Consider the following 23,109-nt stretch of genomic DNA (forward strand, 5'->3'; position numbering starts at 1 on the left):
AGGGGTAGGGCGTAATTGGTCGGCAAAGCCTACGGCTGTAACTTGAGTACCCGCTCGCTATACTTTCTGCTCGGCAACTTTTATGCATTCAGATTCCCCGGTTTCTGCTGGTACCTCACCGCAAGCCATACCTTCCCTTGCTGCCCGCCTTGAGGCTTCCCGCCAGGAACTGCTGGATCTAGGCTTGCGCAACCCACTGCTCAATTTTCGCCCCTCACCGGCGCGGGGCGTGCTAGTAGTGCGGGAAGAGTCGGGGGCAGTGTATGAGGTGCTGGTACGGCAGGGCAAAACCATGTATCTGCAGGGGGCGCCCGGCTCCAAAAAGGTCATAAAGGCTCCTGAATCAGTGCAGTTTATGAGTGGCTTTGCACACCTGGAAGCCGATAATCTGAACCTGGGTGCTGCTGAGGCTCAGGCCCGTCGGGATGAATACTATGAGGCTGCCCAGAAGCCGGTTCCTACCCCGGCGGAGCTCACAGAAGCAGAGCGGGCCGCCCAACTCACCGACACCAAACTGCAAACCGACGAACCAGTAGACAAACTGGAAAGCCGCCTACTAAATACCTATTACACTGCCCGCACCAGCCTGGAAGAGCAAGGCGTGAATATCTTGTACCTGGCCCTAGGCATGCTGACCTGGTATGAGGCTGCCAGCAGCGAGGAGCCCCGCTACGCGCCGCTCGTGCTGGTGCCTGTGCTGCTGGAACGCGGCACTGCCACCGAGCGGTTCAAGTTGCGCCATACCGGAGCCGAAGTGGAAGCCAACTTATCCCTGCAAGCCAAGTTGAAAGCCAGCTTCGGGCTGAGCTTACCAGAGTGGGACGAAGAAACCGGGGTGGCCGCCTACCTCTCGGCCGTGGCCGAAGCCGTGCGAGGACTGCCGCGCTGGCAGGTTGAAGACAACCGGATTGCACTGGGCTTTTTCTCCTTCGGGAAATTCTTGCTCTACCGCGACCTGGACCCCGCCACCTGGCCTAGCGATGCTACTCTCCTCGACCACTCCGCCCTGCAGGCCCTACTGGGCGACACCGGCTTCCGCAATGCACCACCCACCGTGAGCGACACAGCTTTCCTCGATACTGAAAGCACTGCCCACGAGCTACACCAAGTCCTCGATGCCGACAGTTCTCAACTGCTGGCCCTACTGGCGGTGCAGGAAGGCCGCAACCTGGTAGTGCAGGGTCCCCCCGGCACCGGTAAGTCGCAGACTATTGCCAACCTGCTAGCCGAAGCCATTGGGGCAGGGAAGAAGGTGCTGTTTGTGGCCGAGAAAATGGCCGCCTTGGAAGTAGTAAAGCGCCGCCTCGACAGCCTAGGTCTGGGCGCCGCCTGCCTGGAGCTGCACAGCCACAAAACCAACAAAAGAGCCCTTCACGATGAGTTGAAAGCCACTTTAGCCTTGGGTCGGCCCACTGCCGTAGCTAATGTAGAAGACCAGATGGCTCAGCTGCCGCGTTACCGCCAAGCGCTCAACGATTACGCCCTAGCCGTGAATGCACCCATCGGGCGTAGCCGCCGCACCGCGCAGCAGGTAGCCGGAGAATTATTGCTCCTAGCCGAGGAGCGCGGCTCCACGGAGCTACCGCGCATTGCCTTCCCTACCCTATCCACCTGGACGGATGCCACTGCTGCTAACGCCGAAGCTCTGGCTACCCGTCTGCAGGCCACCCTCCAGAAAATCGGCGCGCCCAAGGACCTGCTGTTTTGGGGTAGCGAGCTGACAGTACTGCTGCCCGCCGACCAAGCGGCGCTGGCAGTTCAACTGGCTGGGGCGCAAGCAGCCATAGCGGGTTTGCAGGAAGCCAGCCGCGTTCTAGGCCAACTGTTGGGTTTACCAGTGCCCACGGAACGCACAGCCGCGGAGCAGCTCTTGCCTGCCGCCCGCCACGCCCAGCTGGCGCCACCGCTGCTCGGGGCAACCATAGTTGATACGGCCTGGCATCAGCAGACAGGGCGCATCCAGGAAATACTGAAAGCCGGACGAGCCTACAACACGTTGCGCCAGCAGCACGAGGCAACCCTGCTGCCCGAGGCCTGGGGCCAGCAGCTTCTGGCGGAGCGGGCTACCTTGCTATCCGTCGGCGACAAGTGGTGGAACTTCCTCAACGGCGACTACCGCCGCGCCCGGAAACGCCTGCAAAGCCTTTGGCGCGGTCCTTTGCCCAAAGAGTCGGGAGGGCTAATTGCGGTGGTGGATGCTATTCACGAAGCAGCCCGCCATGCCAAAACTGTGGCCGAAGGAAATAGCCTAGGCCACCAGTTGTTCGGAACAGGCTGGCAGGCGGAGCGCTCCGACTGGCCTACGCTGCTCAAAATTCAAGAATACTTAACCCTTACCCATCAGCGGATTGCGCGCGGGGAGCTACCTGCCGCCTTGCTCAGCTATCTGCAGCACGAAACCAACCCTGGCGCCATCTCCCTACCCCTGGCGAATCTGGAAACTGCCCTGGCCCGGCACCGTGCTGCCGTGCAAGCCGTAGCCGATGCCCTGCAACTCAACGAAGCGCGCCGTTTCGGACCGGCCGGACGGCTGCAGTTCCAGCCCTTCGATGCCCAGCAAGGTACCCTGGCCGCCTGGGCCGCCGACTTACCTGCCCTTCGCCTGATTACGGATTGGAACAATGTAGCGGCCGCCGCACAGGCCGAGCAACTGCCGGAGCTGCTACTCTTGGCTGAAAGCTGGCCCGCCGCCTCGCACCTGCTGGCCGCCGCCGTGCGCCAGAGCTGGCTGGAGTTTCTGCAGCGCCAAGCCTATGAGCAGTACCCGGCCCTGCGGCAGTTCGAGCGGGCCAGCCACGAAGAAATGGCCGCCCGCTTCCGCCAAGCCGACCAAGACTCGCTCTACCACAACCGCATCCGGGCCCTACGTCAGCATCACGAGGGCCTACCGCACCCACAGGCCGGCGGCCAGATGCTGTTGTTGCGCAATGAGTTCGCCAAAAAGACCCGACACTTGCCTCTGCGCAAGCTCATGCAGCAAGCCGGCCAGGCGGTGCAGGCTATCAAGCCGGTGTTTATGATGTCGCCGCTGTCGGTAGCTAGCTACCTGCCCCCGGGCGCCGTGGAGTTCGATTTAGTAGTGTTTGATGAGGCCTCGCAGGTCAAGCCCGTGGATGCGCTGGGGGCCATTGTACGGGGCAAGCAGTTGGTGGTAGTTGGCGACTCCAAGCAGCTACCGCCTACCTCGTTCTTCGATTCCCTGACCGGGAGTGGCGAGGAGGCCGACGAGGAGAACGTGACGGCCGATATTCAGAGCATTCTGGAACTATGCAAAGCCCGCCAGATGCCTGAGCGGATGTTGCGCTGGCACTACCGCAGCTTGCACCAAAGCCTGATTGCCGCTTCCAATCACTTGTTTTACGAAGACAAGCTGGTGATTTTTCCTAGCCCCGGCGGGCAGGGGCAATTGGGGCTGGTGTACCACCACCTGCCCGGAACCTACTATGAGCGAGGTACTACCCGCACCAATCCGCTGGAAGCTCAATACGTGGCCGAAGCCGTACTGCACCACGCCCGCACCACTCCGCGCCTCACGCTGGGGGTAGTGGCATTCAGCACGGCCCAGCGCCAAGCCATTCAGGACACGCTGGAGAAGCTGCGGCGCCAGCACCCCGAAACCGAATCGTTTTTCAACCGCCATCCTCACGAGCCATTCTTTATCAAGAACCTCGAAAACGTGCAAGGCGATGAGCGCGACGTCATTCTGATCAGCGTGGGCTACGGCCGCACCAAGGATGGCTACCTCACCATGAGCTTCGGGCCGCTAAATGGCGAAGGAGGCGAGCGGCGCCTGAACGTGCTCATTACCAGAGCCAAGCAGCGCTGCGAAGTGTTCACTAACCTCACCGCCGATGATCTGGACCTCAACCGCACCCGCGCCAAGGGCGTGGCAGCACTCAAAACCTTCCTGAACTTTGCTCAGCACGGCCGCCTGAACCAAAACGAAGAAACGGGCCGCGCCATGGATTCGTCGTTTGAGGAGGCTGTATACCGTGCCCTCACGGCCCGCGGCTATCAGGTGCGCCCCCAAATTGGCAGTCAGGGCTTTTACATTGATTTGGCAGTAGTAGACCCTGACCAGCCCGGCCGCTATGTGCTGGGTATTGAGTGCGACGGAGCCATGTACCACTCCGCCCGCTCGGCCCGAGACCGGGACCGGCTGCGTCAGCAGGTGCTGGAAGCCGTGGGTTGGCGCCTGCACCGCATCTGGAGTACCGACTGGCTGCGCGACCCCCAGCGCGAAACCGAACGTGTGGTGCAGGCAATTGAAAAAGCCTGCCTCCAAACCACCCATGACGACCCCAACGAGCCGGTGGAACCTGAGGTAGTGTTGGAAACCAGTGATATTGAGCGCGAAGAGTTGTCTGCGGCCGACCAAGCTTTAACCGAGCCTTACCAGGTAGCGCAACTGCCCGCTGCCGTAGGTCACCGCGAACTGCACCAGCACAGCCTAGGCCAGTTGGCGAACTGGCTTACCCAGATAGTACGCATTGAAAGCCCCATTCACCTCGACGAAGCTACGCGCCGCCTGGCCCAGGCCAGCGGGGCCACCCAAGTAGGGGCGCGCATGCGGAAAGCCGGCCGCGACGCAGCGCTGTTGGCCGCTAACCTGCGCCACCTGCGCCAGCAAGGCGACTTCCTCTGGGACATCACCATGCAGCAACCGCCCCTCCGCGACCGAAGCCAACTGCCTGCCATTTCCCGCAAACTGGCCTTCGTAGCCCCCGAAGAGTTAGCCCGAGCCCTCCGCACCGTAGTAGAACAGAGCTTTGCCTTACCCCGCGAAGCCGTGTTTCTGCCCACCGTCCGCCTGCTTGGCTTTAGTCGCCTATCAGAGGAAATGCGTCAGCAACTGGAGCCCGTACTAGCCGGGTTGCTGGAAAAAGGAGAGGTAGCCGAAGTAAACGGCATCCTTCGGCCAGTCTGATCCAGAACAGCCCGGCGCCCTCTGCTCAACTCTCTGCATGAATTTTCTTAGGATGACGTGCTTTCTACCTATTCACCCTAAATCACTTTGCCCGGTGAATAATGGCGACGCTGACCAGGATAATGAGCATGCCTAGCAGGTGCCAGAGGTTAAACTGTTCTCCATCTAATAAGCCCCAACCCAGCGCCATAATGGGCACCAGATACGTATTAGAAGCGGCAAATAATGCTGTGGAGCTTTGAATAAGCTTGTTGAATAACACCATCGCCACGGCGGTGCTCATGGTGGCCAGCAGGGCAATGTAGCCGAAGGCTTTCCAGGCGCCGGGCACAGTAGCAAGCTTGTGTAAGAACTCCGTGCCCAGCAGCAGGTAGGCCAGCGCCGGACCACCAATAAACAGCAGTAGCAGCCCCGTTACGGCAAGGGAAGGAATGCCGTGCAGGTGGTGCTTAATCACGTTTACGCTTACGCCATACCCTAGCGTAGCCAGCACGATGTACAGGCCGTACCAGGCATTACTCTCCCCCGAGGGGGTAGCATCGCCGCCGCTGCCGCCGAGTAACATCAATACCACCGTGCCCGCTAAGCCGAGGCCGATGCCCAGCACCCGCAGGCCCGTCAGCTTCTGCCCAAACAGGGCAGCGCCTACTACCAAGGTAAATACAGCCGTGAGGGCATTGAGCACCCCCGCCAGTCCGGAGGCCAAACGGGTTTCGGCGTAAGCAAACAAGAAGGCCGGAATCAGGGTGCCAACTACCCCGCTCAGCACCAGCCACTTAAACCGGCTGCGCTCTACCCTGCCAATGTGCCGAAGCGCAAAAGGTAATAGCAACAGCGCCGCCACGCTCACCCGAGTAGCGCCCAACTCCAAGGCCGAAAATACCACCAAACCCTTCTTCATCAGGATAAAGGAGGTGCCCCAAATAGTAGCCAGCGTAACCAATAGCACCCAGGCCGAGGCTGGTGTACGGTGGGGTGGGGGCGAGGCCACCGGCGTTGTTTCGGGAGCAGCCGTTACAGCCGGGGCAGGAGCGGTGGGCATGAGGGGAAAAGTAAGGAGGGAGAATAGAACGAGGGATGAACACCCCACGAAAAAACCGTCATGCGAAACACCGCCGACATCTTTTACCTCATCGCTAGGCCTTTCGGTTAGCCAGAGGGGTAGATGCGTCGATTAGGTTCCGCATGACGGTCCGAAGAAACGCTAGGCCACCAGCACCGGCTCGGCCGCAATGATTTCGTCCATAATGGCGTGGATTTCCGCCGGGTCGTTGCTTTCCACGAGGCGGGTGCGCCATTGGCGGGCACCTTCCAGGCCGCGGAAATACTGGGCGTAGTGGCGGCGCATCTCAAAGATGCCAGCGCGGGGGCCTTTCCACTCCAGGCTTTTCTCAAAGTGCATGCGGCAGGCCTGTACCCGCTCTTCCACGGTAGGCGGGGCCAAGAGCTGACCGGTGGCGGCGTAGTGTTTCACTTCCCGGAAAATCCAGGGGTAGCCAATGGCGGCGCGGCCAATCATCACGCCGTCCACGCCGTAGCGGTTTTGGTACTCCACGGCCTTCTGGGGCGAATCGATGTCGCCGTTGCCGAAGATGGGGATTTTGATGCGCGGGTTATTCTTGATGCGGCCAATCAGCTCCCAGTCAGCCTCGCCCTTGTACATCTGCACGCGGGTGCGGCCGTGTACCGTGAGGGCCTCGATACCAATATCCTGCAGGCGCTCAGCTACATCCTCCACATTCTTGGTTGAGTCGTCCCAGCCCAGGCGGGTTTTTACCGTTACAGGCAGGTGGGTGGCTTTTACCACGGCAGAGGTCATTTCCACCATCTTAGGAATGTCGCGCAGCAAGGCAGCGCCGGCGCCGCGGCAGGCTACCTGCTTCACGGGGCAACCGTAGTTGATGTCGATGAGGTCGGGGCCAGCTTCAGTGCTGATGCGGGCGCACTCGCCCATCGTCTCTACATCGGAGCCAAACAGCTGAATGCCGATGGGCCGCTCATAGTCGAACACGTCGAGCTTCTGCCGGCTCTTGGCGGCGGCCCGAATCAGGCCTTCCGAGGAAATAAACTCGGTGTACATCAAATCAGCCCCACCCTGCTTGCACACGGCCCGGAACGGTGGGTCCGACACGTCCTCCATGGGCGCGAGCAGCAAAGGGAAATCGGGCAAGGCAATGTTGCGGATGTGTACCACGGCAGTCTATTCTAGTATTTTGCGCAAATTTACGACTTAGTCCTTAGTCGGAAGTGGCAGGTGCCTGGCACCTGGGCCTTGTGTCCGCAGAAATAGCAGCTAAGCACCAAATCCTACGCTCTAAGCACAAATTCCCCATGAAAGGTTTCGTCTCCAGCCGGTTGCATCCTCTGGCTAATTTGGGGTTACTGCTCGTGTTGCTGTTGGCCTGCTTCTGTATTACCAGCTTCTTGGTGATGGTATTCAATTACCTGTTTTTTGGGGTAGGAATGCAGGAAATGGGCAACGTCACGCAGCACCCGGCTGATTACCCTAATGGCTGGGGTGTTTCTATGCTAAGCCAAGGTGTGCTGCTGCTAGGAGGACTTGGTGGAGCTGCTATGGCATTGGCCGCCCTCACAGGCAACAAAGTGGCTGACTACTTTATGCCGCGGCGTCCGGTGCCAATTAGCTGGCCATTGCTAGCAGGGCTGCTGATAATTGTAAGCTTGCCAGCTATGTCGGTGCTGCTTTCCTGGAATGCCAGCTGGGATTTGCCCGAATGGATGCTCATGAAAGAAGAGCAGGCCAAGGAAACGTTGAAGGTGCTGACCAATTTTTCCTCGCCCCTGCGCTTTGTAATAGGGGTAGTGGTAATGGCCGTTGTGCCGGCCGTGAGCGAAGAGCTTTTTTTCCGCGGAGTACTGCAGCGCAACCTAGTGCAGTGGGCTGGTCGGCACGCTGGTATCTGGCTGGCTGCTGCCATCTTCAGCGCTATTCACTTTCAGTTTCTGGGTTTCGTGCCTCGTTTTGTATTGGGCCTAGTACTCGGCTACCTGTATGAGTGGAGCGGCAACATTGTGGTACCTATGGCCGCCCACTTTGCCCAGAATGCTTTCCAGTTGGTTTTGCTATATAATGCTCAGCACCAGTGGACGGCTTCTGAGTACGACCCTGACTCGACGGAAATTCTGCCTTGGTATCTGGTGCTGGGCTCTATGGCAATCTGCGCGGCTATTCTGTGGCAGCTGTACCGCCAGATGCAGCAGCCAAGCGCCCATGAGTTGCCTACCCAGCTCCGCACCCTGGGTGGCGCGGGCGTAGCTGTTCGGCACCCCAATGCTGCTCCTCCCGTTGCCCGCACCCTCAGCCACGACGGGGTAGACACCACCCGCGCCGAGTAACCCCGCTGAATCGGGGCTTTCCTACCTCTGCCCTTTGCTTTAACTCTCCCCTAATTCTCTCCCATTCGTGTCGTCCTCTCCCGCCCCCGCTGTACCCACCACTACCGAGCCGCCGGCCGGTAAGCCGCCCATGTCGAACCTGTCTCAGCGCCTCATATTCGGCGTTATTGGGGCCGTGTTGTTGCTGGGTAGCGTGTGGTACAGCGCCTGGACGTTTGCGCTGTTTTTTGGGGTAGTACAGATGCGCATGCTCTGGGAATTTTACCGCATGATGCGCGAGGTAGGCTACAAGCCAGCGGCACTGCTGGGTGGCGGATTGAGTTTCGTCTTGTTTTTTACTTTTTTTCTAATGCGGATAGAAGGCGCCACCAAGCTTGATGCATTAGACTTTCGAGGTTATGGAACAATACTATCAGTAGCAACTACTGCTTTAGTAGTACTTCTACCTATTATCCTCATTCTGCGCGAAATGGCGGCGTGGCCACGGGAGAACCAGCAGTTTTCGCCCTTCTCCAACGTAGGCGTGGCCTTGCTGGGGTTGCTTTATGTGAGTCTGCCGATGAGTTTGCTGAACGTGCTGGCCTTCACGCCGCAAGGCTACGACTACCGCCGCATCTTCGCGCTGCTGCTGCTGGTGTGGTCCTCGGATATTGGGGCGTACGCGGCGGGCAAAACCCTCGGTAAGCACAAGCTGGCCCCAAAAATCTCTCCCGGCAAAACCTGGGAGGGCGCTATTGGGGGCTTCCTGCTAACACTCGGTATGGGTTGGGCTCTGGGCTACTTGCTGCCTGAACTCCCCCTGACTTACCGCTTGGTGGTAGCTGGAGTAGTAGCCGTATTCGGCCCACTCGGCGACTTAGCCGAATCCATGCTCAAGCGTAGTGTCGATGTGAAAGATTCCGGCCGCATCATGCCAGGCCATGGGGGGCTGCTGGATCGGTTTGATGCTTTTCTGTTTATTCTGCCCGTGCTGGCACTTTTGCAGCTCCTGATGGGGTAGGCAGCCGCTGGCTCCTTGCTGTATGTATTCACAAAAAGCCAGGCAACCTCTTGTCAAGAGTCGCCTGGCTTTTTTTATGACAGAAATAATACCGGCAGATTTTATAAACGTCGGCAAAATCTGGGCTTGATGCTAGCAAGTTTTACAGCAGTTTTTGGCTTGCATTATAAACCCAGATAGTAGGCTCGTAAGGCGGTTTGCACACCCTCGTGGGGGTAGGCTGCGTATGGCATAAACCTACTACCTTTGACCACCCAAATTTCCCTGCGCGCGGCTTTATTGGCTCCCACCACTTAAGGTCGCCAAATATTCATTCTCACCCACCCAACTCCTTACCCGTATGGCTGCCACCACGGTGTACAAAGAACCGGCTCCTCGCGTTGATGCCGAAAACCCCCTGGAATCTATGATGTCGCGTTTCAACGTGGCAACCGAAATCCTGGGGCTTGATGATGAAACCTACGACGTCCTGAAGGCGCCCGACAAACAAATCATCGTGCACATTCCCGTGACGATGGACAACGGCAAGGTGCGCGTATTTGAGGGCTACCGCGTGGTGCACAACACCATTCTGGGGCCTTCGAAGGGCGGTATTCGCTACGATAAAAATGTTCACCTCGACGAGGTGAAGGCCCTGGCTGCCTGGATGACCTGGAAGTGCGCCGTGGTAGATATTCCCTACGGCGGTGCCAAGGGCGGTATCATCTGCGACCCGACCACTATGAGCGCCGGCGAAATTGAGCGCCTGACCCGTGGCTACACCCTGGCCATGAAGGACGTGTTCGGCCCCGACCGCGACATTCCGGCTCCCGACATGGGTACTGGCCCCCGCGAAATGGCTTGGCTCATGGACGAGTTCAGCAAGACGGTAGGCGCTACCTCGCCGGCCGTAGTAACGGGCAAGCCCCTGGTAATGGGTGGCTCGTTGGGCCGCACCGAGGCTACCGGCCGCGGTGTGATGGTATCGGCGCTGGCTGCCATGAAGAAGCTGGGCATGGACCCTACGCAGACCTCGGCGGCCGTGCAAGGCTTCGGCAACGTGGGCTCCTGGGCCGCCAAGCTGCTCAGCGAGAAGGGCGTAAAAATCAAAGGCGTGTCCGACGTGAGCGGTGCTTACTGGAACGAAAACGGCATCAACATCGATGAAGCCGTAGCTTATAAGAATGCGCACAAAGGCCGCCTCGATGGCTTCACCGGCGCTACCCTCATGAGCGACGCCAACGACCTGCTACTCGCCGACGTGGACCTGCTGGTGCCCGCCGCCGTGGAGGACGTAATTACCGAACATAACGCTCATGAAATCAAGGCCAAGCTGATTGTGGAAGGTGCTAACGGCCCCACGTCGGCTTCCGCTGACCCTATTATCAACGAGAAGGGCATTATGGTGGTGCCCGATATCCTGGCCAACTCTGGTGGGGTAACGGTATCGTACTTCGAGTGGGTGCAGAACCGCCAGGGCTTCAAATGGAGCGAGGACATGGTGACTGAGCGCGCCGACCGCATCATGACGGAAGCTTTCGAGAAAGTGTACGCTACCTCTCAGAAGTATAACATCCCGATGCGTATTGCCGCCTACGTAGTTGCTATTGATAAAGTAGCCCAGACCTACAAGTTCCGCGGCGGCTTCTAGGATCACGGATTATCACCGACTGAACTGATTGCGCTATTTTTTCCGGCCGCAATTGGTTGAATAGGCTGGGTTAGGCAGGAGCTAGTTTCTGTCTCCTAACTCCTCATTATATTTGCTTTCGATAGCCCGGGCCGGTGGCTCGGGCTATCTTTGTGTAGTTTAGCCGGCAGTTTGCCTGATCTGGGCAGTTGGGAACTACATTATTTTTTAGGAAAGAGCGTCTGAATCAGCGAAATCAACGTAATCAGCGCAAATCAGCGATTCATGAAGATCCACAAAGAAGGACGACGTATTCTGTTCTTTACACTGCTGGCCCTGCTGGCCGTGAACCTGCTGCTGTTCCGTTATAATGCCGAAAACGACGGTTTCAACAAGGTTTTCGCCGTTATTTCAGTTATCGTCTTCCTGACGCTGCTGCAGTTTTTCCGGAGCCCGGCCCGGCGCCTTTTCACCCACGAAGACCTAGTTATTGCTCCGGCTGATGGGAAGGTAGTGGTTATCGAAAACGTGCACGAGCCTGAGTACTTCGATGACGAGCGCAAGCAGATCAGCATTTTTATGTCGCCGATTAACGTGCACATCACCCGGAACCCTATTTCGGGTATTGTGCGCTACTTTAAATACCATCCCGGCAACTATCTGGTGGCTTGGCACCCCAAAAGCAGCACCAAGAACGAGCGTACCACGGTAGTAGTGGAGTCAGAAGCCGGGCCGTTCGTGTTGTTCCGCCAGATTGCCGGCGCCATGGCCCGCCGCATTGTATGGTATGTAAACGAAGGCGACGAAGTAAGCCAGGGTGAAGAGTTCGGCTTCATCAAGTTCGGCTCCCGCGTGGATATTTTCGTGCCGCTGGATACGGAAGTGAAAGTGCAGATTGGGGAGAAGGTGAAAGGCGGCCAGACCGTAATTGCCCAGCTCAAAACCGATGCTCCTTCTATCTTCTAGTTAGTGCTCTTCTATTAAAAGCCAGTGAGGCCCCAGCTACAGGTAGCTGGGGCCTCACTGGCTTTTCGGGGATAGGAACTCGCGTTAGTTAGCCAAAGCGGCGGGTGCTTCGGGGCTTACTGGCTGCTGCCCTTCCATAGTAGGCAGTAGGTAGTGGAGCAAGGTAGTGCCATCGGGCCAGGTCTGCGTTTTTTGCAAAGTCAGGGTGCGTGGCCGGGGCTGCTCCCGCCACAGCGGAATGCCGGAGCCCAGCAGTTGCGGCACAATGAATAGCATCAGCTCATCAATCAGGCCGGCAGCCAGCAGGGGGGCAGCCAGGGTGCTACCCCCAATCAGCCAGATGGTGCTGCCTGCTTCTTGCTTGAGCTGGCTTACAAACTGCGCCGGGTCTTCGGTTACGAAGTGAACAGAAGAGTGAGCCGGCTCTATGGGCGGCCGCCGGGTGAACACATAGTTGGTGAGGGTGGGGTAAGGCCACTCGCCAAAGTTCAGAACCTGCTCATAGGTAGCGCGGCCGAGCAGGGTAGCATCGGCCGTGGCCACGAAATTGGCATAGCCATAGTCTTCGCCTGGGGGCGGGGTAGGGAGCCATTCTACGGAGCCGTCGGGGGAGGCGATGTAGCCGTCGAGGCTCGTCGCAATGTATAAAACTACTTTACGCATGGGTGGGGGTGGGATGGAACGGGTTGTGCGTAGTAAGTTAAGCGCTCTGGCAATGCGAACCACCACACCCCACGACTTTATGCTACGTCATACTTCCCGTTCAGCCTCCTAGAACCACCCGGCTACCAGCGGCATAAGCTGTTCCAACGCCTGCTGATCGTCCTGGTCGAAGTCGTTGAGCCGGTCGCTATCCACATCCAGTACGGCTACTACCTCTCCATTTTTCAGCACCGGCACCACAATTTCCGATTTGGAGTCGGAGCTGCAGGCAATATGGCCGGGGAACTGCTCTACATCGGGCACCAAAATAGTGGCGGCCTGCTCCCAGGAAGTGCCGCACACGCCCTTGCCGCGCCGGATGCGGGTGCAGGCAATAGGGCCCTGAAACGGACCCAGCACCAGTTCATCATTCTTAACCAGGTAGAAGCCCACCCAGAAAAACCCGAACGCCTGGCGCAGAGCAGCCACTGTGTTGGAAAGGTTAGCTATCAGGTCCGGTTCACTGGAGGTTAGGGCTTCAATCTGGGGTAGGAGCTGGCGGTATTGTTCGGCCTTGGTAAGAGTTGTATCGAGGTGAAGTTCTTCAGCCATGGTAAGGTGAGCGAGGAAAGAAGGTGAAAGGTGATGATAGGGTGAGGAGAGGCTCTACAACCACCACAAATACTTAGTGAACAAAGGTAGCCGGCTTTCAATTTCCTGAACTGGCCCGGCCCTACCCCCTCGTCGTCCTCAAACCGCATTTCCCTTCACCTGTCACAATTTACTTTATCACTTCATATACACGAATACTTGATCATCGCCCAGGCGGAATTGCTCGCGTAGACCTTTGAGGCCGATATGTGGGGCTGCCACGCCCCCACCCAGTTGCCGGGCGCTACGGATTATGCGGGCTTCGTCCCAGAGCCCATCTTTCAACAAAGAGTTGAGCACCGTGGGCCCGCCCTCTACCAACACCGACTGCACCTGCTGTTGGTGAAGGCTTTGCAAAATCTGCGGGAACAGGTCTTCGGCTTCGGAAAGGGTCGTGAATGTCAGATTATCTTTAGAGGCCCGTTCGCGGTAGGTGTAAACAATCGTAGGCTGACTGCCATCGAAGAGGTGATGGGTAGGGGGCAAGCTCAGGTTTTTATCAATAACAAGGCGGATGGGGCTGAGGCCGGGCCACTCGCGGGCGTTTAGGCGCGGGTTGTCGTGGAGGGCAGTGCGCGTGCCTACCAAAATAGCGTGCTCCTCAGTGCGCCATTGGTGCACAGCCACTCGCGCCAGATCGCCGCTGATAGCCACGGGCTGAAAGTAGGGGCCGGCCAGGTAGCCATCGGCAGTTTCGGCCCACTTTAGTACCACATACGGCCGCTGCTGCTCCTGAAATGTGAAAAAGCGGCGGTTCAGCCAGCGGCCTTCCGCTTCCAGTACCCCGGTTTCTACCCGTATGCCGGCGTCGCGCAGCTTCTGAATTCCGCGGCCCGCCACTAATGGGTTGGGGTCGAGATTGCAAACCACCACTTCTGCTACCTGCTTCTCAATCAATAAGTCGGCACAGGGGGGCGTTTTGCCGAAGTGTGAGCAGGGTTCCAGGGTCACGTACACGCGGCTCTGCGGCAGTAGGTGCTGCTCTGTCACGGCCGCCACAGCATTCACCTCGGCGTGCGGCCCGCCGTACTGCCGGTGCCAGCCTTCCCCCAGAATGCGGCCTTCATAAGTAATGACGCAGCCAACCATGGGGTTAGGACGGGTGTGGCCAGCGCCGAGCCGGGCCAGATCGAGGGCGCGGCGCATCATGAGTTGATCGAAATCGGAAGAAGAGTTTGACATGGGTGGGAGGGTAGGCGGTGGGTCAGGCGGTGAAGATACAGTTCCCCCGGAAACCGGCGTGGGGCAAGTCAGCCATCAATCTGCCGTACTTTTGTTGTATGCTCATGCCCACACTTCGCCAGCTCACCATCAGCCTGACGGCTGACCTGACCGCCCTCTACCCCCCTGCCGAGGCAGAGGCCATAGCCGGGCAAGTGCTGGAACACCTGCTGAACCTGAGCCCCCTGCAGCGCCGCATGCAGGCCAACCAGCCCGTGCCCGCCGATACCCTACAGACGCTGGAGCCACTGCGGGCGCGCCTGCTTCGCCACGAGCCTTTGCAGTATGTGTTGGGCGTGGCGCACTTCGCCGGGCTGGAGTTGGCAGTAACCCCCGCTACCCTGATTCCGCGCCCCGAAACTGAAGAATTGGTAGCCCTTATCGTAGCTGAACAGGGCAACCGCCCCAACCTGCAGGTGCTGGATGTAGGCACGGGCACCGGTTGTATCCCGCTGGCTTTAGCCCAACAGTTGGTATCGCCGCACTTGGTGGCCGTAGATGTATCGGCGGAGGCGCTAGCCGTAGCCCGACGCAATGCAGCTACCTACGGCGTCGCAGTTGATTTTCAGCAGATAGACATTCTGCGGCAAGCCCCTCGCCTCGAAGCGCCGCTGCAGGTGCTGGTTAGTAACCCGCCTTATGTACTGGAGCAGGAGCGCCCGCTCATGCGCCCCAACGTGCTTAACTATGAGCCTGCCACCGCCCTGTTCGTACCTGACCACGACCCGTTGCTGTTCTATCGGCGAATTGCTGAGCTGGGCCGAACAATGCTGGGAACTGGGGGGGTAGTGTACTTCGAAATCAATGAGCAGTTTTCGGCCGAAACCGTTGAAATGCTGGACGTCCTGGGCTACCAAGCGGCCGGCGCCCGCCTCGATTTCTTTGGGAAAGCCCGAATGGTTCGGGCTACCTGGGCGGGGTAGGGGTTGCGTTCACAGAAAGATAACCCGACGGTTATTTAATACTCAGGCGGGAGTGTGGCAATTAATTCTCAACAGACTTCCAAAACACCTACCTTTGCCGGCTGGAATTCTGCCCATCACGCTTCCCGGCATGCCCGACGTTTCTGGTTACTATGCGCACCCAACTGCCGTCCTAGACGAAGGCTGCCGCATTGGTACAGGGTGCCGCATCTGGCATTTCTGCCACGTGAGTGCCGGAGCTGAGCTGGGCCCCGATTGTTCCCTTGGTCAAAATGTGTTTGTGGCTGAGGGAGTAAAGCTCGGCCGTAACGTCAAGGTTCAGAACAACGTGAGCCTGTACAGCGGCGTTGAGTGTGCCGATGATGTATTCATTGGTCCCTCGGCAGTATTCACTAATGTGCTGAACCCGCGTGCGGCAGTGCCCCGGCGGGGTGCCAGTCACTATCAGCCTACCCGCCTGGCCCAGGGAGTCAGCATAGGAGCCAACAGTACCATCGTGTGCGGCATCAGCCTCGGGGAATATGCCTTTGTGGGCGCTGGCTCCGTGGTGACCCACGATGTACCGGCATACGCGCTGGTGTACGGCAACCCGGCACGGGCCCAGGGCTGGATGAGCACGCATGGTCACCGACTTACCTTCGATGAAGCCGGCCATGCCATCTGTCCCAAAAGTCAGGAGCACTATCAGCTAACCGAAGGGCGGGTTTCCCGTATCAGCCCCGGCTAGCCTGCGGGTAACTCCCGTTTATTTTCTTCCGCTTCCTACCCATCTTACGTCTCCAAGTTCTTAATCTTCGTTTCCGTGTACGAGCAACTTCTCCAGAAACAGGCCAAGCTGGCCGTCATCGGCCTTGGCTATGTAGGCCTGCCCATCGCCCTCGAATTCGCCCGCAAACTCCAGGTTATTGGCTTTGATATCAATGCCAAGCGTGTGGAGATGATGCGGAACAACATTGACCCAAGCGGTGAGTTGGAAGCTAGAGATTTTGAGGGATGTAACATTGAGTTCACCGACTCCCTGGATGTCTTGCGCGAGGCTACATTCTACATTGTAGCCGTTCCTACCCCCATTGATGAGCACGCCCAACCCGACTTGAAGCCTTTGCTAGGTGCTTCTTCGTCGGTAGGCAAAGTGCTGAAGAAAGGCGACTACGTGGTGTTTGAAAGCACCGTGTACCCTGGCTGCACTGAGGAAGACTGCATTCCAGTGATGGAAAAGCACTCAGGCCTGAGCTTCGCCAACGGCGACTTCAAAGTAGGCTACTCGCCCGAGCGCATCAACCCCGGTGACAAGGAACACACCCTTTCCAGCATTGTGAAGGTAGTAGCCGGCTGCGACGATGAGTCGCTGGAGGTAATTGCCAAAACCTACGAGTTGGTGGTGAAGGCCGGTGTGCACCGCGCCAGTAGCATCAAGGTGGCCGAAGCCGCCAAAATCATCGAAAACACCCAGCGCGACGTGAACATCGCGCTGATGAACGAGCTGTCGATGATTTTCGACCGCATGAGCATCAATACCTACGAGGTGTTGGAAGCAGCCGGTACCAAGTGGAACTTCCTGAAGTTTTCGCCCGGTCTGGTGGGCGGCCACTGCATCGGCGTTGACCCGTACTACCTCACGTACAAAGCCAAAGAGCTGGGCTACGATGCCAAAGTGATTCTGTCGGGGCGTACCACCAACGATAACATGGGTGCCTACATTGCCCGCAAAACGGTGCAAACCATGATTAAGCAAGGCAAGGATATTTCCAAAAGCCGGGTGCTAGTTATGGGAGCTACTTTTAAAGAGAACGTGGAAGACATCCGCAATTCCAAAGTGGCCGATGTCATTCAGGAGCTCAAGAACTTTTCGGTGAATGTGGACATCATTGACCCGCATGCCGACTCAGAAGAGCTATACCACGAATACGGATTCCGCCTGACGCCGGAAAGCGAAGTGCGCAACGACTACGACGGTGTGATTGTAGCCGTGAGCCACCAGCCGTATACTCAACTTGATGAGGCCTACTTCAAGAGCATTACCAAGCAGCCCGCTGTTCTGGTGGATATCAAAGGCTTGTTCCGCGGTAAAGTTCAGGACTTGGCTTACTGGAGCTTGTAATTATGGGTGAATGAATGGGTGATGACCGTGAGAGCACTCGTTCACCCCACTCATTCGCTCCATTACTCATTCATTGATTGTTAAAGATGGAACGGACAAAAATTCTTGTTACGGGTGGTGCAGGCTATATTGGCTCCCACGCGGTAGTAGAGCTCTATAATGCCGGCTTTCAGCCCGTCCTGGTAGATAATTTCAGCAACTCATCGGAGAAAGTGCTGAGTGGTATCGAGCAGATTCTAGGCACGAAGGTGCCGTTCCATAACATCGACTGCAACGACGCTGAAGCTATGCGGGCGGTGTTTGCCGAGGAAGGCAGCCTACGGGGTGTAATTCACTTCGCCGCCTTCAAGGCCGTAGGCGAATCCACGCAGAAGCCGCTGGAATATTACCAGAACAATGTTGGCTCTTTGCTAACGCTGCTGCAGATAATGCGCGAGTTTGGCGTGGAGGCTCTGGTGTTTTCTTCTTCCTGCACCGTGTACGGTATTCCGGATGCTTTGCCTGTTACTGAGCAGACGCCTACCAAGAAGGCCAACTCTCCCTATGGTGCTACGAAGCAGATGTGCGAAGACATCCTGCGCGATGTAGCCGCCGCTCCTAACAACACTTTGCGGACGATCCTGCTGCGCTACTTTAATCCTATTGGCGCACACCCTTCGGCCAAAATTGGGGAGCTACCCCTGGGCGTACCGCAGAACCTGATTCCGTACGTAACTCAGACCGCCGCCGGCATCCGGGAGCAACTCACGATTCACGGCAACACCTACGATACGCCTGACGGCACCAACATCCGCGACTATGTGCATGTGGTAGACTTGGCCAAGGCCCACGTGGTGGCTGTACAGCGCTTGCTGGAAGCTCAGGGAGAGGCAGTAGAAACGTTTAATGTAGGCACAGGCCGGGGTAACTCAGTGCTGGAAGTGGTACAGGCGTTTGAGCGGGCATCCGGGCAGAAGCTAAACTATACCATCGGGCCGCCCCGCCCCGGCGACGTGCCTGCCATTTACGCTGATGTGACTAAGGCTACTGAGGAGCTGGGCTTTCAGACGACCTCTACCCTAGAAGAAGCGCTGGCCAGTGCTTGGAAGTGGCAGCTCTCTTTGGGTGGTGAAGTGAAAAAGTAATGAGGTGATGAAGTGAGATTTTTTCTCCTTTGATCACCAAAACACTTCTTTACTCCATCCTCCATCATCTTATCATCGCTCTTATGAAAATCATCATCACCGGCGGAGCCGGTTTCATTGGCTCCCATGTGGTGCGCCTGTTCGTGACGAAGTATCCGGAGTATCAGATTCTGAACTTGGATGCGCTGACCTACGCTGGCAACCTAGAAAACCTGCGCGATATTGAGTCGGCACCAAACTACCGGTTGGTGAAGGGTGATATTACAGACCAAGCATTTGTCGATCAGTTGTTTGCTACGGAAGAGCCCGACGCGGTTATTCACTTAGCTGCTGAATCGCACGTAGACCGCAGCATCACCGATCCGCTGGCCTTCGTGAAAACGAACGTGCTAGGTACGGTGCATTTGCTCAATGCTGCCAAAAACTTGTGGAAGCCACTGGGCTACGAGGGTAAGACCTTCTATCACGTCAGCACCGATGAGGTGTACGGCTCCCTGGAGATGGGTCCAGAAATGTTCACCGAAGACACACCTTACGACCCTCGTTCGCCTTACTCGGCTTCAAAGGCGTCGTCGGATCACTTCGTGCGGGCTTGGCACCACACCTACCACATGCCCGTGAAGCTGAGCAACTGCTCGAACAACTACGGACCCAACCACTTCCCCGAAAAGTTGATTCCGCTGGCCATTCACCGCATCCGGACCGGCCAGCCTGTACCCGTGTACGGAAAAGGCGAGAACGTGCGCGACTGGCTGTTCGTGAAAGACCACGCTACGGCCATCGATGCGGTGTTCCACAAGGGTAAGGTAGGTGAGACCTACAACATTGGTGGCGTGAATGAGTGGAAGAACCTCGACCTCATTCATCTCCTCTGCGACACACTGGACGAGAAAACAGGTAAAGAAAAAGGCACCTCGCGCCAACTTATCACCTTCGTGACGGACCGGGCCGGCCACGATCTGCGCTACGCTATTGATTCCAGCAAAATCATGAATGAGCTAGGCTGGAAGCCCTCCGTAACGTTTGAGCAAGGCCTCTCGCAGACGGTGGACTGGTACCTGCAAAATCAGGAGTGGCTGGACCATGTAACCAGTGGTGCCTACCAAACTTACTACCAGCAGCAGTATAACCGCTAATGGTTTAATTATGAGTTGGAAATGATGAGTTGGTCTTACTCGAATAAGCCCGACTCGAAAAAGCTCATAACTCATAATTCAAATTCATAACCTGAAACAACGTGTACGAAACTCCTTTTCACGACCAGCCGCTCGATAACCTAGCTTTTCTGGTAACGGGTGGAGCCGGCTTTATCGGCTCAAATCTGGTTGAATACCTACTGAAATACGGTGCCAAAGAGGTGCGCGTGCTGGATAACTATTCGAATGGGTTCCGCAAAAACGTGGCGCTGTTCGAAGGCAACCCGGCTCTGCGAGTCATCGAAGGCGATATCCGGGACCGGCAAACCTGCATTGATGCCTGCCAAGGCATTGACGTAGTCCTACACCAGGCTGCTCTCGGCTCGGTACCCCGTTCCATCAACGACCCCATCACGAGCAACGACGTGAACGTGGGAGGCTTTGTGAATATGCTGGTAGGAGCCAAGGAAGCCGGTGTGAAACGCTTCGTGTATGCGGCTTCTTCCTCCACCTACGGCGACCATAAAGCCCTACCCAAGGTAGAAGACCGAATCGGCAAGCCCCTGTCGCCCTACGCCGTTACGAAGTACGCCAACGAGCTCTACGCCGATGTGTTTGGCAAAACCTACGGTATGGAAATTATCGGGCTGCGCTACTTCAACATCTTCGGACCGCGCCAGGACCCGAATGGGGCGTACGCTGCCGTTATCCCGTTGTTTATCGACGCGGTACTGGAGGGCAAGCGTCCCCGCATGAATGGCGATGGTGGCCAGACCCGCGACTTTACTTTCGTAGAGAACTGCGTGCAGGCGAACATTCGGGCAGCGCTGGTTCAGAATCCGGAAGCTGTAAACCAGGTGTATAACATTGCCGTAGCCGACCGCACTTCCCTCAACGACCTCTTCAATATCCTGAAGGAAGAAGCTGGCTCCGACATTACCCCTGAATACGGCCCGGACCGCCCCGGCGACATTCGCGATTCGCTGGCTGATATCAGTAAAGCGCAAAACCTGCTGGGGTACAATCCCCAAATCCGCATCCGGGAAGGGTTACAGAAGACATTGGCTTGGTTTAAGGCCAACCAAGAGTTTATTGCAGAGCGGAATTAAGCGCTTCTGTTAGAAACGGAATACGTCACTACACCTCAATAACTCTGATGAAAGGTATCATCCTCGCCGGCGGCTCCGGCACGCGGTTGCATCCGCTCACGCTGGCGGTATCCAAGCAGCTCATGCCTGTCTACGACAAGCCGATGATTTATTATCCCTTGTCGATTCTGATGATGGCCGGTATCAAGGATATCCTCATTATCACGACACCCCACGACCAGGCGCAATTCCAGAAGCTGCTCGGAGACGGTAAGAATTTGGGCTGTAACTTCCAGTATACCATTCAGGAGGTGCCAAACGGTCTGGCGCAGGCATTCGTGCTGGGCGCCGACTTTATCGGCGATGATAAGGTAGCCCTTGTGCTCGGCGACAACATCTTCCACGGCGAAGGCATGGAAGAATTGCTGAAAGCAAACAACAACCCTGATGGTGGCGTGGTGTATGCCTACCACGTTCACGACCCGGAACGTTACGGGGTAGTAGAGTTCGATGCCAATAACAAGGCCCTCAGCATTGAGGAGAAGCCCAAGCAGCCCAAAAGCAACTACGCGGTGCCTGGTCTCTACTTCTATGACAACGAGGTAGTAGAAATTGCCCGCAACCTGCAGCCTTCTGCTCGGGGCGAGTACGAGATTACCGACGTAAACCAGGAATACCTGCGCCGGGGTAAGCTGAAAGTAGGTATCCTGGGCCGCGGTACTGCCTGGCTTGATACGGGTACATTCGAGAGCTTGATGCAGGCTGGCGAATTTGTTCGTGTAATTGAGCAGCGCCAGGGACTGAAGGTAGGCTCCATTGAGGAAATAGCTTACCGCCAGGGCTTTATCGATGCTGATCAGCTACGCAAGATTGCTGAGCCCTTACGCAAGAGTGGCTACGGCGACTACCTGCTTCACCTGCCCGAACAACTTGTGGTGAAGGGGTAGCCCAAGCAGCACGCAATCAGCTTTTTAAACTTAACGTCCCGCTTTTCCTTCGTGGAAATGCGGGCCGTTAGTTGTTAAGGCATCAGAACACAATACCGGCTAGCAAGGCCGCCAACACAATCAGGTAGGAAGGAATGCGGTCCCAGAGCAATACCAGAAAGGTAGCGGCAATTAACCCTAGGTTCACTGGCGTGTCGGGCAGCGGGTGGTAGAGCAAAAATGTAGCGGCGCACACCAGTCCGGCCGATACTGCGTTAATGCCTTCCAAAGAGGCTTTAATGACCCGGTAGCGCTTCAGCTGGTCCCAGAACCGGATCAGAAAAAAGATAAGTAGAGTGCCAGGCATAAAAATGCCGGCTGCTCCCACCAAAGCGCCGAGCAATTGACCATCGAGCCCGCTACCCTCCCGGCGCATGGCAAGGGCTCCGATGTAAGAGGCGAACGAAAAATTAGGGCCTGGCAACGCCTGTACCATGCCCAGCCCTGAGAGAAATTCCTCGGGGGTGAGGTAACGCTTGAACTCTACAAACTCTGTGTAGAACAGTGGCGCCAGCACCTGCCCGCCCCCGAACACGAGGCTACCATTTCGGTAGAAGTTTTCAAACAGCCGGACGGGTAGCAACTGGGTATAGTGGCCCAGCAGGGCAGCCCCGATAAATATCCCCAGCCACAGCACGAAATTCGACCACTCAATACGTAGTGGCACTTTGCTTTCTTGAGGTAGCTTACGGTAGCGGAAAGTCGTAACCAGCCCACCCAGCAACAGCAGTAAGGGCATTAACCATGGCACCTGAAACTGATACACCAGCATGGCGGAAAGCACCATAAGGGCCACCGAGGTCTTGGTGTGAATAACCTTCTCCGCAATCTTATAGGCCGAATACGCTACGAAGCCAATAGCTACGGGCTGGACGTACTGCACTAGCCGGCCTACCTGGGCTTTATCGAGGTAGCTGATGGTGAGGCCGGCGCTGGTCATGATGCACACGGCCGGCAGCATCCAAACCAGCAGGGTAAGGTAAGCCAGGTTAGGCCCCCCCAGCCGGAAGCCAATAGCCGTAATGGTCTGGGTAGAGGTAGGACCGGGCAGAATCTGGCAGAGAGCCGTAAGCTCCAGCAACTCGGCGGCCGTGAGGTAGCGGCGCTTATCTACCAGCAACCGGAGCATCATGGCCATGTGCGCCTGCGGCCCGCCGAAAGCCGACAGGCCCAGCGCAGCCACGTCCTTTAGAAAAATAAGGTTGCGCACCCGCTTCACCCGCTCCGAGCGGCGGGAGGGGGGAGCCAGCTGGGTGTCTTCGTGTGGGGACAAGAGAAAAGGCAAAAGCAAGTAGGGTTCTGACAAAGAAGCAGAAACCACCCGGAAAAACAACCGGCCCCGGCTACACAAGGCAGTCGGGGCCGGCAATGGTTCAGC

The 23,109-nt window shown here is 57.3% G+C and carries 18 protein-coding genes; 12 read left to right on the forward strand and 6 right to left on the reverse strand.

Annotation, left to right across the window (positions count from 1 at the left end; genetic code table 11):
• The first annotated feature begins 82 nt into the window (after positions 1-82).
• The gene (gene proA / locus DNI29_RS14075; RefSeq protein ID WP_110978764.1) at positions 83-4,927 is read left to right on the forward strand and encodes an anti-phage protein ProA; all 4,845 of its coding nucleotides are present in this window, start codon (positions 83-85) and stop codon (positions 4,925-4,927) included.
• 82 nt (positions 4,928-5,009) lie between these two features.
• Here the strand turns inward: proA and DNI29_RS14080 are convergent, their stop codons facing one another.
• A complete protein-coding gene (locus DNI29_RS14080) occupies positions 5,010-5,969 on the reverse strand; it encodes a DMT family transporter (protein ID WP_110978765.1) in 960 nt (319 codons plus the stop codon).
• Between the two features lie 162 nt (positions 5,970-6,131).
• A complete protein-coding gene (gene dusB, locus DNI29_RS14085) occupies positions 6,132-7,121 on the reverse strand; it encodes a tRNA dihydrouridine synthase DusB (protein ID WP_110978766.1) in 990 nt (329 codons plus the stop codon).
• Between the two features lie 137 nt (positions 7,122-7,258).
• On the opposite strand from dusB, the gene DNI29_RS14090 reads away from it, so the two are divergent.
• From DNI29_RS14090 to DNI29_RS14105, 4 genes are all read left to right on the forward strand, one after another.
• Positions 7,259-8,284: a CPBP family intramembrane glutamic endopeptidase gene (locus DNI29_RS14090; protein ID WP_123823249.1), complete on the forward strand. Its 1,026-nt coding sequence runs from the start codon at positions 7,259-7,261 to the stop codon at positions 8,282-8,284.
• A gap of 67 nt (positions 8,285-8,351) precedes the next feature.
• Positions 8,352-9,284 carry a phosphatidate cytidylyltransferase gene (locus DNI29_RS14095; RefSeq protein ID WP_123823250.1) on the forward strand — a complete coding sequence of 311 codons (933 nt, stop codon included), beginning with the start codon at positions 8,352-8,354 and terminating at the stop codon, positions 9,282-9,284.
• A gap of 340 nt (positions 9,285-9,624) precedes the next feature.
• Positions 9,625-10,914 carry a Glu/Leu/Phe/Val family dehydrogenase gene (locus DNI29_RS14100; protein WP_110978769.1) on the forward strand — a complete coding sequence of 430 codons (1,290 nt, stop codon included), beginning with the start codon at positions 9,625-9,627 and terminating at the stop codon, positions 10,912-10,914.
• Positions 10,915-11,178: 264 nt separating this feature from the next.
• On the forward strand, positions 11,179-11,859 hold the full coding sequence (locus DNI29_RS14105; protein ID WP_110978770.1) for a phosphatidylserine decarboxylase family protein: 681 nt from the start codon (positions 11,179-11,181) through the stop codon (positions 11,857-11,859).
• 84 nt (positions 11,860-11,943) lie between these two features.
• On the opposite strand, the gene DNI29_RS14110 is transcribed toward DNI29_RS14105, so the two are convergent.
• From DNI29_RS14110 to ribD, 3 genes are all read right to left on the reverse strand, one after another.
• On the reverse strand, positions 11,944-12,522 hold the full coding sequence (locus tag DNI29_RS14110; protein ID WP_110978771.1) for a dihydrofolate reductase family protein: 579 nt from the start codon (positions 12,520-12,522) through the stop codon (positions 11,944-11,946).
• A gap of 108 nt (positions 12,523-12,630) precedes the next feature.
• Entirely contained in the window at positions 12,631-13,113 is a 483-nt protein-coding gene (locus DNI29_RS14115) for a free L-methionine (R)-S-oxide reductase MsrC (RefSeq protein ID WP_110978772.1), read from the reverse strand.
• A 177-nt stretch (positions 13,114-13,290) separates the two neighbouring features.
• Positions 13,291-14,334, reverse strand: a complete 1,044-nt coding sequence (gene ribD / locus DNI29_RS14120) for a bifunctional diaminohydroxyphosphoribosylaminopyrimidine deaminase/5-amino-6-(5-phosphoribosylamino)uracil reductase RibD (RefSeq protein ID WP_110978773.1) — start codon at positions 14,332-14,334, stop codon at positions 13,291-13,293.
• A 104-nt stretch (positions 14,335-14,438) separates the two neighbouring features.
• Here ribD and prmC point away from each other — a divergent pair, with 104 nt between their 5' ends.
• The 7 genes from prmC (at position 14,439) to rfbA (ending at position 21,692) form a co-directional block, all read left to right on the forward strand.
• Positions 14,439-15,296, forward strand: a complete 858-nt coding sequence (gene prmC, locus DNI29_RS14125) for a peptide chain release factor N(5)-glutamine methyltransferase (protein WP_162303614.1) — start codon at positions 14,439-14,441, stop codon at positions 15,294-15,296.
• A 94-nt stretch (positions 15,297-15,390) separates the two neighbouring features.
• The gene (locus DNI29_RS14130; protein WP_317048757.1) at positions 15,391-16,023 is read left to right on the forward strand and encodes an acyltransferase; all 633 of its coding nucleotides are present in this window, start codon (positions 15,391-15,393) and stop codon (positions 16,021-16,023) included.
• A 75-nt stretch (positions 16,024-16,098) separates the two neighbouring features.
• Positions 16,099-17,397 (forward strand): nucleotide sugar dehydrogenase, encoded by a 1,299-nt coding sequence (locus DNI29_RS14135; RefSeq protein ID WP_110978775.1) that lies wholly within the window; start codon positions 16,099-16,101, stop codon positions 17,395-17,397.
• Between the two features lie 86 nt (positions 17,398-17,483).
• On the forward strand, positions 17,484-18,521 hold the full coding sequence (gene galE, locus DNI29_RS14140) for a UDP-glucose 4-epimerase GalE (RefSeq protein WP_110978776.1): 1,038 nt from the start codon (positions 17,484-17,486) through the stop codon (positions 18,519-18,521).
• A gap of 83 nt (positions 18,522-18,604) precedes the next feature.
• On the forward strand, positions 18,605-19,657 hold the full coding sequence (gene rfbB / locus DNI29_RS14145; protein ID WP_110978777.1) for a dTDP-glucose 4,6-dehydratase: 1,053 nt from the start codon (positions 18,605-18,607) through the stop codon (positions 19,655-19,657).
• Positions 19,658-19,758: 101 nt separating this feature from the next.
• Positions 19,759-20,766, forward strand: coding sequence for an SDR family oxidoreductase (locus tag DNI29_RS14150; RefSeq protein ID WP_110978778.1), 1,008 nt, complete (start codon positions 19,759-19,761; stop codon positions 20,764-20,766).
• 47 nt (positions 20,767-20,813) lie between these two features.
• The gene (rfbA, locus tag DNI29_RS14155) at positions 20,814-21,692 is read left to right on the forward strand and encodes a glucose-1-phosphate thymidylyltransferase RfbA (protein WP_110978779.1); all 879 of its coding nucleotides are present in this window, start codon (positions 20,814-20,816) and stop codon (positions 21,690-21,692) included.
• A gap of 82 nt (positions 21,693-21,774) precedes the next feature.
• On the opposite strand, the gene chrA is transcribed toward rfbA, so the two are convergent.
• A complete protein-coding gene (gene chrA / locus DNI29_RS14160; protein WP_110978780.1) occupies positions 21,775-23,004 on the reverse strand; it encodes a chromate efflux transporter in 1,230 nt (409 codons plus the stop codon).
• Between the last annotated feature and the right edge of the window lie 105 nt (positions 23,005-23,109).

This window comes from Hymenobacter sediminis, from assembly GCF_003231285.1.
Classification (GTDB): domain Bacteria; phylum Bacteroidota; class Bacteroidia; order Cytophagales; family Hymenobacteraceae; genus Hymenobacter; species Hymenobacter sediminis.

Coding starts and splice junctions, on each gene's coding strand:
- proA (WP_110978764.1), top strand. CDS start 83: ATGCATTCAGATTCCCCGGTTTCTGCTGGTACCTCACCGCAAGCCATA.
- DNI29_RS14080 (WP_110978765.1), bottom strand. CDS start 5,969: ATGCCCACCGCTCCTGCCCCGGCTGTAACGGCTGCTCCCGAAACAACG.
- DNI29_RS14090 (WP_123823249.1), top strand. CDS start 7,259: ATGAAAGGTTTCGTCTCCAGCCGGTTGCATCCTCTGGCTAATTTGGGG.
- DNI29_RS14100 (WP_110978769.1), top strand. CDS start 9,625: ATGGCTGCCACCACGGTGTACAAAGAACCGGCTCCTCGCGTTGATGCC.
- DNI29_RS14105 (WP_110978770.1), top strand. CDS start 11,179: ATGAAGATCCACAAAGAAGGACGACGTATTCTGTTCTTTACACTGCTG.
- DNI29_RS14110 (WP_110978771.1), bottom strand. CDS start 12,522: ATGCGTAAAGTAGTTTTATACATTGCGACGAGCCTCGACGGCTACATC.
- DNI29_RS14115 (WP_110978772.1), bottom strand. CDS start 13,113: ATGGCTGAAGAACTTCACCTCGATACAACTCTTACCAAGGCCGAACAA.
- ribD (WP_110978773.1), bottom strand. CDS start 14,334: ATGTCAAACTCTTCTTCCGATTTCGATCAACTCATGATGCGCCGCGCC.
- prmC (WP_162303614.1), top strand. CDS start 14,439: ATGCCCACACTTCGCCAGCTCACCATCAGCCTGACGGCTGACCTGACC.
- galE (WP_110978776.1), top strand. CDS start 17,484: ATGGAACGGACAAAAATTCTTGTTACGGGTGGTGCAGGCTATATTGGC.
- rfbB (WP_110978777.1), top strand. CDS start 18,605: ATGAAAATCATCATCACCGGCGGAGCCGGTTTCATTGGCTCCCATGTG.
- rfbA (WP_110978779.1), top strand. CDS start 20,814: ATGAAAGGTATCATCCTCGCCGGCGGCTCCGGCACGCGGTTGCATCCG.